This window comes from Marinicrinis lubricantis, assembly GCF_042658665.1.
Lineage (GTDB): Bacteria > Bacillota > Bacilli > Paenibacillales > KCTC-33676 > Marinicrinis > Marinicrinis lubricantis.
Genome location: NZ_JBHSQV010000164.1, coordinates 23,867 through 40,024 on the forward strand (window position 1 = coordinate 23,867; position 16,158 = coordinate 40,024).

A 16,158-nucleotide genomic window follows, 5' to 3' on the forward strand; every position below is an offset into this window, starting at 1 on the left:
TCCTATCCTTTGACTGATCCGGCTGTCATCCCCGCGACAATCTTTTTATTGAATATGAGGAATAAGATCAGCATCGGAATCGTAATGATCAAGATGTTCGCAAACAGCAAATTCCACTGGGACACAAATTGGCTTGTATAATTGTATAGCGTCAGCTGTACCGTTGCATTCTCTGACCCTGGAAAAAAGTAAAGCGGATTCGCAAAATCATTAAAAATAAACACCGATTGCGTAATAATCACCGTCGCTGTAACCGGCTTGAGCAGCGGTAAAATGATGCTGAAAAACAATCTCCACTTGCCGCAGCCGTCCATGACGGACGCTTCGTCGATGTCACGCGGAATGCCCGCCATAAATCCCCTGTACAAAATGATGCAAAAAGGAAGACCGAGCGCCACCTCGACCGCAACGATACCCGCCATCGTTTTGTACAGCTCTAGTCCCTGCAGTACCCAGATGGTCGGAACGACCGCGGGCGGAATAATAAGTCCCGACAGTACGAAGAAGTTAATGATCGGCGTTGCCTTGTCCGTTCTGCGCTGCAGGACGAATCCAGCCATTGCCGCAAATATGACCAGTACGAAGATCGAGAGTACCGTCATCACCGTACTGTTCTTAAAGGCCGTAAGCAGCATGTAATCTCTGGCTTGAATAACCTCTACGAGGTTATCCCACAAATGAATCGTATCCGGCCAGTTCATATTCAGCAGTGCGGCATCTTGAGGATTCTTCATCGCGTTCACTACGACAAAATACAGCGGCACCCAAAACAATACGATCGTAACAAGCACCGCGATAACTTCAATACTGAGCATTCTCATCTTTCTCATCATAGATCGACCTCTCTTCGATTCAAGTACATATAAAGAGGAAAGACCAGCACAATGACAAAGAAGAACAAAATGACGTTGCCTGCCGTCGATAGGCCGTAAAATCCGGAAATGTACTGCTTATAAATAATCGAAGCAATGACATCCGTCGAGAAACCAGGACCGCCTTTCGTCATCGCCCAGATTAAATCGAACTGCCTTAATCCCCCGATGAACGCAAGTATGATGACTGTATTCATGGCTGGACGAGACAGCGGAACGATAATGTTCCAAAATTTATTAAACCGATTGCCTCCGTCGATCTCCAGCGCCTCATAGTATTCCTCCGGAATCGATAAGATACCGGCGATAAAAATAACGGTTGCAAATCCGACGCCTCTCCAAACTTCGACAAGCGCAACCGAGAGCAGTGCAATGCTCGTATCTCCAAGCCAGTCGGGACCTGCAATCCCGACCCATGACAATGCTCTGTTAATCATGCCTTCGGTCGGATGCATCATCGAGCTGAAGGCGACACCGACGGCAATCGCACTGACAAGCGTAGGGAAAAAGATGACCGACCTTAAGTAATCTTTGCTTCGGATTTTCGAGGTGAGAAACACCCCTAACAGCAGCCCGAACACAACCTTCGCGGCACAGGTAACGACGGCGAAAATCAATGTGTTCTTGAATCCGATGCTGAGCGCTGTTTCTTGAAAGAACGCGACATAGTTGTCGAACCCGATAAACTCCCAATCGGTGAGGGTCCATCTTGTTAAGCTGAAGAAGAAAGACAACACCGTCGGCAGTATAAAAATGATCAAATACACGATGGCCGCAGGAATCAGAAAGCCATAGGAGTAAGTGCGCCTTAACGCTTTTGACATCTTAGCCGTCCTCCTCATTCTGGATGTAATAAAGCGGCCTTGCTGCTCGCAAGGCCAATCCGCTGTTCAGTGGCTGGATGTCATCACCAGCCCTCTAAGCCGAGCTGTTGGGCTTGTTTCTCTACGTCTTTGTCATAGCCCTTCGCTCCATCCTCCGCATTTGATATTCCAGCACCGACTTCCGTCGTAAATTGCGGCAAATTCGGCCCTTTGATTGGACTAACGAATTCTAGAGCGGGCGTCGTCGCACCCGATTCAAAGTATGGCAGCATATCTTTGACGACCTGCGCCACATCGTCTCCGATTTCCGCACCTTCAATGGCCCATGGCCCTACGGGTTTTGCCGCACTGGACCATGCCGTTAGCCCCTCCTGCGTCGTCAGGAATTCCAAAAACAGCTTCGCTTCCTCCGGATGCTCCGTATTTTTGGAGATATAAGCCGCCGCCGGCATCCAAACGGTTAAGCCGTTCTGGTCTGCGTTGTCTCCTGGCTGTGCGAAGAATCCAATATCGTCCAACTGCTCGGGGAAATTCTGCTCCAGTACCGGAATGGCAAACGTCAGCATCGGGTAATGGGCGCCTTTGCCTTCGGCCAGCATGCGAATCCCCGCATCATACGTCGTTGCCAAGAAGTCTTCATTCAGGAAACCTCGGTCGTATACTTCCTGCAGCTTCTCAAACGATCTAAATGCTGCCGGTGTCGTAGCATACTTGGCCTCTCCAGCCGTATAGTCTTCAGCAAAATTCGGCTCTTGCGCCTGAAGGTTAAAATAATCCGCCAGCACGATCAATTGAGAGGTCCAGCTGTCCTTATACGTACCTATTACAGGGACAATTCCCGCTTCTTTAATTTTCTCGTTATTCTGCATCAGTTCTTCCCAAGACTTCGGAACGGTCAACCCTAACTGCTCATACACTTTCTTGTTGTAGAACCAGCCGCCGCCCATCGTGGAGCCAGCCGGAACTCCATAAAGCTTACCGTTAAAAGTAACGGTTGGTTTATAGGAATCTATGACGTTTTCCATGAACGTTTCATCTGTCAATTCCAAGAAATTCGTCTCCGGGTTCAGCGCATGCATCAGCGAACCGGAATTATAAAAAAACACATCGTTCATATCTCCGGTGGCAAAGCGCGTTTTGACGAAATTGTCGCCTTCAGCTCCGGCTGGTCTTGTCTCATGCTCGACGGTAATATTCGGGTACTTGGATTGAAACGCCTCAATGACGGCTTTCGCACTGTTCACCTGTTCCTGTGTATTGTCGGTTAACAATGAAATCGTGACTTTCTTTTCTGACGTATCCGCAGACGTATTGGTGCCTTTGTTTTCACCTTGATTGTTTGTATTATTGCTGCACGCTGCCGCTATGCTGATGATCATAATGAGACAAACGAGCCATGCAAGCTTTTTTCTACTTGTTTGCATTGATTTATCCCCCTGACGTTTCATCTTCGATCTTCAGAGCCCGGGATCTCTGATAGGTTTATTATAAGCGCTTTCAAACGAGTTTCGGCACTGCCTCATTTTATAGATTGACGTCCGTTTTTTTTAGATTTAGATTTGAAAATCATAACAATAAGAAAAAGATATCTCTAAAACAATTTCATAATACCTTCAGCAGCTTTAAAAAAAGGAATCTCTTGGATTCCTTATCCTTCCTTATATTGCCCCGGCGTCTTTCCGGTATAACGTTTAAAAACTTCCGAAAAATGCCGGTACGTATGATAACCGACCTTCTCGCTTACCTCATTCACCTTTGCCCCCTGCTGCAGCAGACGCTTCGCATACTCCATACGGCAGCGGGTCAAAAACTTAATATAGCTCTCTCCCATCGTCTCCTTAAACAATACACTCACATAAGCGGGATTCAGTCCTACGTAATCGGCCAATTCATTCAGCGATAGGTCTCTAGTAAAATGCTGCTCGATATACGTTTTGATTTTATCGATGGGGGCAAGCTTCGAATCGTCGCTTTTATTGCGATCTCCTTCGGACTCGAGAAGACGTACCGCGGAAAGCGCCTGCATTTTCTTTTCTGCTTCTTCGAGCTGCTGCTTTAATGCCTCGCGTTCCCGCTGCTCCTGTACATGTGCAGTTATCTTACCAAGCGCCGTCTCTACACTTTCGATGGAAATCGGCTTCTCCAAGTAATCGACCACCCCCAGCTTAATCGCACGTTTTACATACTCAAACTCATTGAAGCCGCTGAACACGACGCAATAGGTGTCCGGCGCCTCCTGCGCGATTTCCTCGATCAACTGCAATCCATCCATTCCGGGCATTCGAATATCGGTAAAGACAATATCGGGGCGGACGGTTCGAAACAATTCCAACGCGGAATTCCCGTCTGTCGCCGTACCTGCCAATTCAATACCATAGCTGGACCAGTCGATCATCATCTGCAGACCTTGAATCACGATATATTCATCATCAAATACGACTGCTTTATGCACGAAAATCCCCTCCTGCGTGCTTTGAATACAATTTCAGCTCCACTCGTGTTCCCTTATTCACTGAACTATCGATATTCAAGGAACTGGCCGGGCCATAGAACATCCGTATTCTCTCTCGTACGCTCTGCAGCCCGTAGCCTTCCTGTACCTTAGCCAAATCCTCGATTCCGACACCGTTATCCTCGACCACAAATACGATGAAGTCCCCTTCCTTTTTTCCGGACAAGAAAATGCTCCCTTCGCCTACTTTCGGCTCTAAGCCGTGGTAAATTGCATTTTCTACAAGAGGCTGCAGCAGCAACTTTAAAATCTCCATCCTCCTAAGAGATGGCTCGATCTCTTCAACATATTGAAACCGGTTGTTATAGCGAATGTTCTGTATGGTCATATAGTGATGAATGTGCTCCAGCTCTTTCGAAAGCAGAATCATCTCCCGACCTTTATTCAAGCTGAGCTTAAAGCTTTGCGATAAAGATAATGCCATTTGTGCGGCTTCTTTGTGCTTTTGAAGTGTGGCCATCCAGTAAATCGAATCCAGTGTGTTATATAAAAAATGTGGTTTAATTTGTGCCTGCAGCGCTCTTAACTCCGCCTCCCGTTCCCGCAGCTCAGTATGAACTAATTTCTCACTCAGCTCTTTGTTCTCCGCTGTCATTCGTTTGAACGTTTCCCCGATGGCACCGACCTCATCCTGTTCGAAGGTCGTCTCTTCAAAATGCCGCCTGCCGTGCGACCATTCCACCATCATCTTTTTGACTTGCAGCAGCGGCTTCGTAATGCTTCCGGATAAAAAATACGAGACAACCAGCGCAACGAGCGCAATGCCCGTCGCAATAATCGCTGTGGCGGAACCGATCTGATTCGATGCTTTCAGAAGCTCACCTGTCTTCACCGCGTAGACGAACAGCCAGCCCGTCGTTTCATTCGGATAGCTGACCGTTAAATACCCTTGATCTTTCATTTGATGCTGAACCGACGATAAGCTTCCATGAAGCTGTTCCTTCAATTCCGATGCTTTGGGGGTGTATACCGCATCTACTTCTGACCCCGATGTATCCAGGGCGATAAATTCGCCGCCGTACGTTTTATCCCCCGAAAAGAATGAATCGAATATCGATTTCGATATATTGATAATGAGCACCCCGACGGTATCTCCGTTAATATTGCTGGAATCTCGGTACAGCTTGACCGTAGAGAACGTGTCGGAGGAATCCCCCAACACGTTGTGACTTAAGAACATCACTCTCCCTTGACTTTTCACCGCGCTTTGATACCAAGCCGATTGCTCAATCGCCTCTGCCTTCTCTTCTCCGCCGTAAATCCCAGTGTTGTCCGATCGTCCCAAGCAGTAAGCATCATACTGAACGTCAAGCACACATACGGAATCGACGAACCGAGAGTTAATAAAATTGATATTGATCATATCCTGAAGCTCACTGGTCATTTGGCTTCGAAGTTGGCTTTTGTCGACACTCGGATTATCCTTGATTGTTCTTAAATCTGCAGTGATCTTCTCGTTCAGCACGATCGAACGGTTCAAATTAATCGCATTGCGAAACACCAGATCCGCCACCTCGCTAGACGTGCGAAGATGATCCTGATTCGTCTGCATGTTCGTCTCCATGAGCGTATCCTTACTGATCTCAAAAGAGATGTATCCCAGTAAAAACAGCGCCGGCATGGATAATAGAATCATTGCCGCCAGAAAACGGCTTCTTATTTTTTGGAAACGAAATCGATTTGTAAGCGTTGACCACCATTGCTGCATCCTGCTCGCCTCGCATGATTATTTATCGTCTTGTAAGCGTATACAATAATGTAATCGATCATTCGTCGATTCCTGTCGTTGTTATGTTCTATATTAATGGATGTATTCCACTGCGACAATGACCATTTGATCGAATCCTTGGAAGCGTCTGGAATTCGGATAATTGACCCGTCTAATTTTGTACGAATCAAATTTGGATGAACTCAAATGGGTCGTTGACCACTGTGATCAAATCACCCATGCTTTATAAAGTAAAAAGATCTTCCAGCATCATGCCTGAAAGATCTTTTTACTTCTATTCCTCACCCTCAAATTCCGCCTCAACTACACTAAATACCGCCCCGTCATATGCATATCGAAGCCGGATCGATACCGGGAAGGTCGCTGGCGATATTTGAACAGGCACCGATGCATAGATCGTGTTCCCTTCTACCCAGTATCGAACAATGCTGCCAAGCCCCGGCTCCTCAAACCAAAATCCAGCGTCGGCATCTTCATATTCGAACGTTCGGGTCTCGCCGGCCAAGGTGAACTCATACGTCCGGTGGCCTTCTTTCACCGAAATGCTCGAAGTCAACATCGACGAAGCAACCACCACGGGATTCGCTGCAGACACTTCCGTCAATTCCGTCCGGAGCACTTTCAGCTCGGATTCATACATCTCGGTCCCGTACCCGGTCGTCAAAATGATGGCTAGCAGCTTCTCCTTCCCTTCGTTTACTTGCAGCTCAGCAACTTCCGGGTAATAGCTCTCATTCGGCACATTGCTCCAATGGATGAATGTGCGTTCAGCATCGCCGTACTTCACATGAAGCGACCGAATCATATCATCATGTGAAATGCCTGTCATGCGCAAATCCAAGGGCGGGTCCTCCTTCAATACAACGGTACGCTCTCCGTTATAATCAGGATGGCCTTCACCAGGGACTCCTATTTCATCCGTCTCCGTAATTTCGATCTCCGAAATTTTGTTCGTACCACCTTCGACATTCACGTCGATCATTTCAAAATAGATATTTGGGATCGAATCGCGGGAAAACAACTGAAGCCTATAGACGATATGATCATCAAACTCAAAGGTATTCACAAGATACACTTCGAACACCCACGGGCTCGATACATCATATCGTTCCAGCGGCTGCTTCACCTCGGGACTTTGCCAAATGTCCGGCGTCGGCCCGCCCCAAACGCCCAGCTTTCGTTCCATCAGCGCCTTCGCCAGCGTTACGATCGTTCGGTCGTTTTCTTGCAGATCAGCAGTCTTCAGCGAATTCCACCATTCATAGTCTCCTCCGACTTGCGGTTCAAAGCTCGAATGAAGCGGCTTCTCCACCTCTTCCTTAATACCGTCCATCCCCTGCCTGTCATGAAGTGATTGCGAATCGTCCAACAGCCACATGCCGCCGAAGATCATGACCATCACAACCGGGATAACTACGGCTGTTCGCCAAACCCATCGTTTCCGCCTATTGCTTGAATCGATCGCTTTCAAGCGCCCTTCCACTTGGTCCATCATCTCCCGCTTAAAGCGCTGCTGCCGAAAAGGACGCTTTTCCAAGCGCTGATCCCAATCGGGTCTCCAATTATTCATCCACGATCTCTCCTTCCCAGGCATCTGCGATCTTTTTCTTAGCTCGATGAATCCTTGATTTTACGGTTCCCAAAGATGCACCTGTCACTGCACTGATTTCTTCCATCGACAGCCCGTAATGCGCGCTCAATACAAGCGGGTCGCGGAATTTGGTCGGCAGCTTCAGCACTTGTCTCCATAATTGATCTGCGCTCTCCCTCTCCATGTATTCCGCTTCTGCTGACGGCGCTCTTTGATCCGAGGTCGACAATGGGGACACACCATCCGGCATACGATCGCCAAACAGCAGCACCTTACGAAGGAAAGGCTTCATTCGGTAAGATAACGCTGTATTTCTCGCTATTTTCAGCAGCCACGTTTTGATGGAAGCTTCCCCTCGAAAACCTGCAAAGCTGCGATACGCCTTGATAAACACTTCCTGTGCCACATCATCCGCTGTATGCGTGTTTCTCGTGATGACATAGGCATAGTTCCAGACATCTTCCCCATACGTCTCCATCAGCCTCCTGAGGTCTGAAACATTCAGCTCCGAAAGATGCTGCAAGTATGCTTCCTCCAATGGATTTCCCCCCTTTAAACAAACAGACTTCGCAAGTCGTCAAAAAGTTCCCGATTTCGCTTTCCTGCATGAAAAAGACTGCCGATATCAATCGGCAGCCTTGAGCAAAACGATTTATATATTCAATTAACCCTTCACCGAACCGATCATAACGCCTTTTTCAAAATATTTCTGTAAAAATGGATATACGATTAAAATCGGCAGCGTCGATACAATGATGACGCCGTACTTAATTTGGTCCGCATACCGCTGGGCGTATCCTCCCGCTTGGCCCCCGGTCCCCGCTCCTTCGGCAAACACTTGATTGGATAGGAGGATATCTCTAAGCACGATTTGCAAAGGCTGCAGACTGTTGTCCCTCACGTAAATGAGACCGGTAAAGAAGTCATTCCAGTGCCAAACGAGATAATACAAAGCGATCACTGAAATCACCGCTTTAGATAACGGCATTACGATCTTCATAAAAAACTTGAAATGCGTACACCCGTCAATCGAAGCCGCTTCATACATTTCATTCGGAATCGACGTTTCGAAGAACGTGCGGGTAATGATCAGATTGAATACATTCACCGTTACCGGATTAAAAATAAACACCCACATCGTATCGATCATCTGCAAATCTTTCATTAATAGGTACGTCGGGATGAGTCCTCCATTAAAAAACATCGTGAACACAAAGAAAAACATGAGCGGACGTCTAGCCCTAAATTCAGCTCTGGATAGGACATAAGCAGCCGGAAGCGTAAAAAGCAGATTGATTAAAGTCCCTCCGATCGAATAGATCAGCGTGTTCCGATATCCTACCCAAATGCGGTCATCCTGAAATATTTCGCTGTATCCGAACCAGCTAAACCCTTTTGGAAACAATAGCACTTTCCCTGTTGCAACCAGCGTCGAGTCGCTGACCGATGCGATAATAACAAAGTAGAGCGGATAAGCAACGATGATAAATACGAGAGCGCATATGACATATATCAATACATCAAAAAGCGTATCGGAAAGCTTTTGCTGCTTAGGAAACAAGCGCACTTTACTTCCCTCCTTACCACAGGCTGATTTGGGATGTTTTTTTGGCAATATAATTCATGCACACTAACAGCGTAAAATTGATCATCGTATTGAACAAGCCGATCGCTGCCGCATAGCTGAATTGGTTAGAGATGATCCCAATCTTGTACACATACGTTTCGATCACTTCGGAGACCGGCAAATTCAACGAATTTTGCATCAAGAAGATTTTTTCAAAGCCAGTGCTGATGACCGATCCCATATTGAGAATGAGCAGAATGATCATTGTAGGAATAATCGCCGGTATTTCGACGCTGCGAATGATCTGCCACCTGCTGGCTCCGTCCATCTTCGCCGCATCATACAGCTGTGGATCCACGGTAGAGAGCGCCGCCAAATAAATAATGCTGTTCCAGCCGCAGTGCTGCCAAACATCGGAAAGCACATAGACGGGGACAAAGGTTTTCGTCGAAGCAAGCAAATTGACATCCCCGAACCCTAAGACATCCATGAAGTGTCCGACGATGCCTGTATTCGGCGACAGCAGCACATTGAGCAATCCGACCAACACAACGATGGAGATAAAGTGTGGCAAATATACGATCGTCTGAAGCGTCCTTTTAGCCCGCTTCCATCTAATTTGATTGATGAGCAGAGCAAGAATAATCGGCGCCGGAAATCCGACAATAAGCGTCGTCAGACTGATCGTCAATGTATTTCGCAATAAATCCGTAAACATATAGCTGTCTATAAACTGCTGAAAATATTTAAATCCGGCCCATTCGCCTCCGGTCAGCCCCTTCGTAAAATCGAACTCTCGAAAAGCCAGCTGAATGCCATACATCGGAATGTAATTGAACAGAATCACACAGGCTACCGCAGGAAAGATCATGAGCCACAGCTGATGGTCGCGTCTAAACGTGTTCGGCACGTTCGGCTTCCTAGCCACATGCGGCTGCACTGATTGGTCTGCTTTTCTTTGCAGCTTCACAGGGACATGCCTCCTTTATTTATGAAAGAAGCTATACCACCGCGAGCGGTACAGCCTCTTTCAGCCTAGGGGAGTGATGACTACTGCATTTTGCTCATGTAGTCATCGTAGTATTTCTGCATGATTTCCAGGTTCTTCTGCAAACCGATGCGATCTAATTCTGACACATAAGCATCCCACTGCGAATCGATACCGCCCTCGGTCACCCATCTAGAGAAATTCGACATCGCCAAATTCATCAGATCCGTATTGATCAAGCTCATGGTGTTGTTGTCTTCCTCGGTATACTTAATGAATGTGCCTGGATATACATCCTTTTGTTTGTCGATTGAAGCAAAAACGCTCTCATACGGCTCGGTTTGTTCGCCGACGGATTGCATATCCGTACCGAGCGTTAAATTTAATGAATCCGCAATATACATAGGTCCGTTATCGGCCCAAGTGGACGTCCACTTCCAAGTTCCTGGATCCATCGATTCGTCCTGTGGAGGGAGAACCGTGTAAGTACCGTCACCGTTATCTTGAATGTTCGGCCCTATTGAACCAAACAGGATCTGCATACTGACAGTTGGATCGTACAGTTCATTAATAAACTTTATGGCCGCTTCCTTGTTCTTCGTTTGTGATGACATCTGAATCATGTTCACCCCATAATTTAAAGCGTCATAATCATAGCTCCAAGATACCTCCACGGTAGAGCTCTCCGAGGCCTTCAGCGGTGCCAATGAAACATACTGCGGTGCCACTGTGACGCCAAATCGGTCCGTCAATTCCCAACCGTACGTATAGCCGATCTTCGCGGTTTCCCCTTCACCCCGTGCAACCGACTGGTATTTGGTATAGTCCTGAGTAAAGGCTTCGGAGTTAATCAATCCCGCTTCCCAGCATTTGTTCAGGAATTGCACGACTTGCTTGTAGCGTTCGTCAGCAAAGAAATTTTTCACGACGCCATCTTCCACAAAATACCCTTGACCGCCTCCACCGGAGATCGTCATGCCCGTGCTGCCGAGCAGCACCGTCGGCTGGAAGAAGCCGAATCCCGTTGTCCCGACAGGCGAAAAGTCCATTGGAATTTCGTCATTCGGATCGCCATTGCCGTTCGCATCCTCTTCTTTAAACGCCACTAATACTTCAAACAACTCATCCCAGTTCGCAGGCTGTTCCAAGCCCAAATGATCCAGCCATTGCTGATTAATGAATTGCCTTGTCGCCGTTTCGGGCCAATATCTCTGATACTTGGGCAATCCGTAAATTTTGCCGTCCAGCTGGGTAGCAATGACTTTCGTTTCCGGCTTTTCCTCGAACATCTTCTGCACATTCGGCGCATGCTGCTCGATTAATTCGGTTAAATCTTGAAATAACCCTTTGAACTTTACAAAGTCCGCATCAGTAATGCTATTGGGCCCGACAATCAGATCGGGAATATCGCCGCTGGCCAGCATCGCTCCCTTCTTCTGATCCCAGTCCGCAGTGACCTCTTCCCATTCAATCTCCACCCCTGCCCGTTCTTCTGCCGCCTGCAGCCATTCCATTTTTGAAAGCTCCTTTGTCAGCGGGTGTTTTGTAATGAGAGCCGTTAATTTCACTTTGCCGTCCTTTGTCGTTCCCTCGGAAGATGTATTGTTATTGCTGCATCCTGCGAACATAACGATACACAAACTGAATACGAGAAACCTAGTGAATCTTCTATTCATCTTGCTTCCCCCTATCGGTTATACTTCGAAATGGACTTTCAATTGAAATCATTTTTTCGGAATATTCAGTTTTTTCAAATCAGCGAACTCTGTTATATTCATGGTTAATCGTGATCACTCCCTCTTAGCTTTTGTCCTCCTGCTGCAATGGCCATTGCAGACCCTTTGTATGTAAGGGTTTACAAACTTTATTTACAGATTATCATCCAGCACTACTTTTGTCGGTATCTCAAATAGAATAAAAGGTGGACGAAATACACTTGTATTCCACTTTCGTTTCGATATGCGAAACACGCAAAGGAGGGTCCTGAGATGAAAAAGTTTTTAAAAATGAATGCTGCATCGAAGGTTGAATTTGCGCTGGGCGGTCAACTGATTTCGAACGAGCCATGGGCTCATATGAAACGCACAATAGACAACTACGAGGTGATCATCGGAGTCAAGAACACACTATACCTTGAAGTTGAAGGAACAAAATACGAAGTTCAACCGGGAGATGTGCTTATTATTCCTCCGCATCAGTTTCATGGCGGTTACTCTCAGTGCAAGCCTGGGGTATCGTTTTACTGGTTTCATTTTTATTGCTCCCAAGATATCGCCTTGATCGATGAAAAAACGATGGACCATGAAGTCAAGCTGCTGCGGGCCAATCCTTACGCCAAACATTCAAACACTTCCATATTCCTGCCGATTTTCTCAACCCCGAGAGATATTAATCGAATCAATATTTTGTGCCATCAGCTATTGGACGTGGCGAACTCTAATTATTACAACCCGCTCGCGGTGGACTACTTGGCCACCGTTTTACTCATCGAGCTGTCGGAGCAGACATTGACCCACTTTCATTCGCCTTCAGAAACCGGAAATATCGACAAGACGATAACGAAAATTATGGAATGGATTCGCGTCAATGCGATGAGTGATATTTCCGTCCAGTCGATAGCCGAAAATTTCAACTACAGCCGTAATTATTTATCGCGCATTTTCAAAAGCCATACCGGAATGAACATCAAAGACTATATCCACATGCTGAAAATCTCCAAAGCCAAGGATCTGCTGATCCGTTCCAACAGCGGAATTAAAGGAATTGCCCTTTCGGTCGGAATCGATGATGAAAAATACTTCATGCGGCTTTTCAAAAAATACGAGAAGATGACACCTACCGAATATAGAAAAGCCTATTATCGGATTCCACTGAATTTGGATTGAAGATAAACCAAAAAGCCGCCTCTCCTCATAGGAAAGGCAGCTCATGTTCTGTCGATGCATCTCGCTTATTTCTTGATCACGTTCAGTTCTCTGTTAATGACGGGCAATAATTCGGGGGGGATGTTAAACTGTACAATCTGAGCCATTTTCTCAATCGACATCACCCCTCTTAACACCTCAAAGCGAGGGGTTTCCGCCATATTCCCGAAATATTTGTGAAAGACGGCTTTGGCCGATTCATTGCTGTACAAATCTTCTATCGTATCAAACGTTGAGTAGTAACCTTCTTTGAGCTCGATGCTTTGCACTTGAGAGAGATCGAATTTTTCAAACCAATTGACGACAGGCTGGGCGGCTTCCTCTTTTTTGCAGATATAACTTGGGTCGATTTCGTTCACATAACAAAGCTGCATTTCATCGATATTGAGCGGATCGTATAAACAAACACAGCATCGATGGATTTAAAGGTCGTCATTTCACTTTCCAACTTATTGTCTAACCTCACTTTTGCCAGCGTGCGTTCTTGTTCCGAAACCATATATTCCATATCCGACAAATCCTTATCATTCACAATCAGATTGGTAAGATAATTATCCGCATCCTCCAAAAAGCACTCTAATCATATGGCTCTTCCCCTCACTCGTCTAGCAGCATGTCGACTTTATTCTGTCATCCTGTCGACTTTATACGCATCTCATCCCTTTAACATCCAATGCAAGCGCATACATAACATGTATCTTGCAAATGTTCTCGGACATAAAATCATCGTGAATTTTCTCCAGGATTCGTCGGGATTATGTCGTTTGTAACTCTATCTTAGAATAAGCTGACCGCTTTCAATCATATAAATAGATGATAAATTTTAGTCATTTTCTTCCTTGGTGGAATATGCTAGGATTGGGAAAAAAGAAGTAATTTGGATGTACTCATTTTTTTGTTGTCAAAACTAAATCATATTTTAATAGGTGAGTCGTGATGAAAGTACTAACAACCACTTGTCCGAATTGCGGGGCAACGATGGAATTAAATGAAAAAACAGAAAAAGCAGTATGCGATTATTGCAGTACGAAAATCATATCCAAGGATGACAAAGAACAGGCCAAGAAAAAGACCGCAGCAGCAATAGAGGAATTCGAAATTGACTTCATTCCCGAATTATTCAAAACAGCAGAGTCTTTTCTAGCACTAGAGGATTATTTTGCAGCTACCAACATATATAATGAAATTTTATTAGATGCTCCAGATGACTTAGAAGCTTATAAAGGTTATTTGATCGCTAAAACTAAAAATATGAATTTATCACCAACAGAACGAGCGATTTTTCCGTATGAAGAATTCGAGACATTCAAATAGCTGGGCGAGGATCGTACACATGCAGCATTTATTCAGCGTTTTCAAGACTATATGAGTGCCTACGAGCGGCAAATCAAAGAATATGATGAAAACCTGGCCGCTTCGAACAAATTAAAAAGAGGAAAAAAAATCAAGTATATCGTTGGAGGCATTTTATTAGGAATCCTCTTCGCATGGCTATGTATGGTCATCGCCATATTAATCATTAATGGATTTAATCTCGCTGACGGACTCGCAGTATTTCTTGTCCTAATCGCCATGTTTGGACCTCTGCTCATCACGCCCAAAGTTGTCTATACCCGAGGTAAAAATAAATATGACTATTAAGCAAACATAAAGCACAGGTGAAATTTGATGAAAGTATTGTCAACCAATTGTCCGAACTGCGGTGCGAATATCGAATTGGATAAGACATCGGAACTAGCGCTCTGCGGTTATTGCGGAACAAGAGTCGTAATGAAGGAAGAAGATGAGAAAAAGCCGGTTACAATGGGGGCAAACGCTCCTAAATCAAAGGAAGAGTCTGTAAAGCGTGCACCGGCTTATCTTGAAAAAGGAAAACACCTTAAATCATTAAGTACAGATCATTCCAACCAGCGACGTGATGCTTTAGAAGAAAACTTCAACATGATACAAAAATTAAAATCTATCAAGAAAATCAAATATTTGGTTGGAGGCATTTTACTAGGCATCGCCCTGGCATTCTTCTTGGTAATTGTAGATGTTATCCTTATTTCTGTTTTTGATTTTAATGCCGCCGCCGGAGTACCTCTCATTCTAGTCACCGGATTTGGTGCGTTATTTATCACTCCGAGAGTTGTTTATATCATTGGAAGGAACAAATACTACTATTGAGTATTCATTGTTAGTGGAATAAAAATACGAGGCTGCCCTCCAACACTTCTAATGTGTTAGACAGCCTCGTTTGCCGTTCAGAAGAACTCCACCGGATAAACGCATGAGCAAATCATCGCTTCGAGGTATGTTATCGAAACGGAATCAGCAAGGATAATTGTTTAGATAGAAAGAGCGGCGTATACGGCATGTCGTTCCGGAGCCAGGACACAATTGTGCCAATGATAGCCGACGCACCATACCATAGCGCAATATCTTTTTGAATCCCTGCTTTGACAATGAAAGAATCGCTCCCCTCTCTCTCCAGTTTTTCATTCATGAGCTCCGCCAGCAGCATCATTAAACGTTCCGCAAAGATGGGAATTCGCTTCGTCCCGAGGATCAATTTATAAAATTTTGCATGTTCAGCCATATGCTCAAGCAAATCAATCATCACAGGCGTTCCGTCTTCCGTATGAGATTCCCTTTTCGGAGAGGACTTCAAAATTTGTTTCATCTCTGCCATCATCTCGTCAGCCATCTTTTCCAGCATATCCGGAATATCCCGATAATGCAGATAAAATGTAACTCGGTTAATGGTGGCGCGCTCGGCTATACGGTTTACGGTGATTTTCTCCAAATCCATTTCCTCCAAGCATTCAACAAAAGCATCTCGCAGAAGCCGGCGCGTACGGAGTACACGGGGATCTAACCGTTTTGATTTTTCCATCGCTATGATTTCCCTTCCTTATAAACTACAATTTTTAAGTTTTTGTAGTTTTTTTAATTGAGCATTTTGCAGAAACCTGAGCCCTTGTTACAGAAGGATTTTCAGAGATAAAAAAGGGACTTCACCCCAATTTGGAGAAGTTTTCGAGTGACCAAACCCAAAAACTCCGAGAGGAAGTGAAGTCACTTGTATATTCTCCAAGAAAGTCTATTTTCCTTTGATGAGCTTCAAAAACTTGAATCCAAGGAACGATTGCCTATCTTTTTCAGTGCC

17 protein-coding genes are annotated in these 16,158 nt (G+C 45.5%); 4 read left to right on the plus strand and 13 right to left on the minus strand.

Features of this window, described 5'->3' with window-relative positions:
* Positions 1-2 precede the first annotated feature (2 nt).
* The 10 genes from ACFPXP_RS13975 to ACFPXP_RS14020 all read right to left on the minus strand — a co-directional run bounded on the left by ACFPXP_RS13975 (position 3) and on the right by ACFPXP_RS14020 (position 11,759).
* Positions 3-830, minus strand: a complete 828-nt coding sequence (locus ACFPXP_RS13975; RefSeq protein WP_379894922.1) for a carbohydrate ABC transporter permease — start codon at positions 828-830, stop codon at positions 3-5.
* Positions 830-1,696 carry a carbohydrate ABC transporter permease gene (locus tag ACFPXP_RS13980; RefSeq protein WP_379894906.1) on the minus strand — a complete coding sequence of 289 codons (867 nt, stop codon included), beginning with the start codon at positions 1,694-1,696 and terminating at the stop codon, positions 830-832. Before ACFPXP_RS13980 ends, ACFPXP_RS13975 begins: the two co-directional genes overlap by 1 nt.
* Positions 1,697-1,779: 83 nt before the next feature.
* On the minus strand, positions 1,780-3,120 hold the full coding sequence (locus ACFPXP_RS13985) for an ABC transporter substrate-binding protein (protein ID WP_379894907.1): 1,341 nt from the start codon (positions 3,118-3,120) through the stop codon (positions 1,780-1,782).
* Positions 3,121-3,344: 224 nt separating this feature from the next.
* The gene (locus ACFPXP_RS13990) at positions 3,345-4,148 is read right to left on the minus strand and encodes a response regulator transcription factor (protein WP_379894908.1); all 804 of its coding nucleotides are present in this window, start codon (positions 4,146-4,148) and stop codon (positions 3,345-3,347) included.
* A complete protein-coding gene (locus ACFPXP_RS13995; protein ID WP_379894909.1) occupies positions 4,141-5,916 on the minus strand; it encodes a cache domain-containing sensor histidine kinase in 1,776 nt (591 codons plus the stop codon). The genes ACFPXP_RS13990 and ACFPXP_RS13995 overlap by 8 nt, the downstream gene beginning before the upstream one ends.
* 295 nt (positions 5,917-6,211) lie before the next feature.
* Positions 6,212-7,507 (minus strand): hypothetical protein, encoded by a 1,296-nt coding sequence (locus ACFPXP_RS14000; RefSeq protein WP_379894911.1) that lies wholly within the window; start codon positions 7,505-7,507, stop codon positions 6,212-6,214.
* Positions 7,500-8,066, minus strand: coding sequence for an RNA polymerase sigma factor (locus tag ACFPXP_RS14005; protein ID WP_379894912.1), 567 nt, complete (start codon positions 8,064-8,066; stop codon positions 7,500-7,502). Before ACFPXP_RS14005 ends, ACFPXP_RS14000 begins: the two co-directional genes overlap by 8 nt.
* A 126-nt stretch (positions 8,067-8,192) precedes the next feature.
* Positions 8,193-9,044 (minus strand): carbohydrate ABC transporter permease, encoded by an 852-nt coding sequence (locus ACFPXP_RS14010; protein ID WP_379894923.1) that lies wholly within the window; start codon positions 9,042-9,044, stop codon positions 8,193-8,195.
* Positions 9,045-9,108: 64 nt separating this feature from the next.
* Positions 9,109-9,966 (minus strand): ABC transporter permease, encoded by an 858-nt coding sequence (locus ACFPXP_RS14015; protein ID WP_379894925.1) that lies wholly within the window; start codon positions 9,964-9,966, stop codon positions 9,109-9,111.
* Positions 9,967-10,145: 179 nt separating this feature from the next.
* The gene (locus tag ACFPXP_RS14020) at positions 10,146-11,759 is read right to left on the minus strand and encodes an ABC transporter substrate-binding protein (protein WP_379894913.1); all 1,614 of its coding nucleotides are present in this window, start codon (positions 11,757-11,759) and stop codon (positions 10,146-10,148) included.
* 312 nt (positions 11,760-12,071) lie between these two features.
* Here ACFPXP_RS14020 and ACFPXP_RS14025 point away from each other — a divergent pair, with 312 nt between their 5' ends.
* Positions 12,072-12,968, plus strand: coding sequence for an AraC family transcriptional regulator (locus tag ACFPXP_RS14025; protein ID WP_379894914.1), 897 nt, complete (start codon positions 12,072-12,074; stop codon positions 12,966-12,968).
* Between the two features lie 65 nt (positions 12,969-13,033).
* On the opposite strand, the gene ACFPXP_RS14030 is transcribed toward ACFPXP_RS14025, so the two are convergent.
* Positions 13,034-13,366, minus strand: a complete 333-nt coding sequence (locus ACFPXP_RS14030; RefSeq protein ID WP_379894915.1) for a hypothetical protein — start codon at positions 13,364-13,366, stop codon at positions 13,034-13,036.
* The gene (locus ACFPXP_RS14035) at positions 13,363-13,515 is read right to left on the minus strand and encodes a hypothetical protein (RefSeq protein ID WP_379894916.1); all 153 of its coding nucleotides are present in this window, start codon (positions 13,513-13,515) and stop codon (positions 13,363-13,365) included. The genes ACFPXP_RS14030 and ACFPXP_RS14035 overlap by 4 nt, the downstream gene beginning before the upstream one ends.
* Positions 13,516-13,943: 428 nt before the next feature.
* On the opposite strand from ACFPXP_RS14035, the gene ACFPXP_RS14040 reads away from it, so the two are divergent.
* The 3 genes from ACFPXP_RS14040 to ACFPXP_RS14050 are packed head-to-tail and all read left to right on the plus strand — an operon-like array spanning position 13,944 to position 15,176.
* The gene (locus ACFPXP_RS14040; protein WP_379894917.1) at positions 13,944-14,321 is read left to right on the plus strand and encodes a hypothetical protein; all 378 of its coding nucleotides are present in this window, start codon (positions 13,944-13,946) and stop codon (positions 14,319-14,321) included.
* A gap of 51 nt (positions 14,322-14,372) precedes the next feature.
* Positions 14,373-14,648: a hypothetical protein gene (locus ACFPXP_RS14045; RefSeq protein ID WP_379894919.1), complete on the plus strand. Its 276-nt coding sequence runs from the start codon at positions 14,373-14,375 to the stop codon at positions 14,646-14,648.
* Positions 14,649-14,675: 27 nt separating this feature from the next.
* The gene (locus ACFPXP_RS14050; protein ID WP_379894920.1) at positions 14,676-15,176 is read left to right on the plus strand and encodes a hypothetical protein; all 501 of its coding nucleotides are present in this window, start codon (positions 14,676-14,678) and stop codon (positions 15,174-15,176) included.
* Between the two features lie 130 nt (positions 15,177-15,306).
* On the opposite strand, the gene ACFPXP_RS14055 is transcribed toward ACFPXP_RS14050, so the two are convergent.
* Positions 15,307-15,885: a TetR-like C-terminal domain-containing protein gene (locus tag ACFPXP_RS14055; RefSeq protein WP_379894921.1), complete on the minus strand. Its 579-nt coding sequence runs from the start codon at positions 15,883-15,885 to the stop codon at positions 15,307-15,309.
* Between the last annotated feature and the right edge of the window lie 273 nt (positions 15,886-16,158).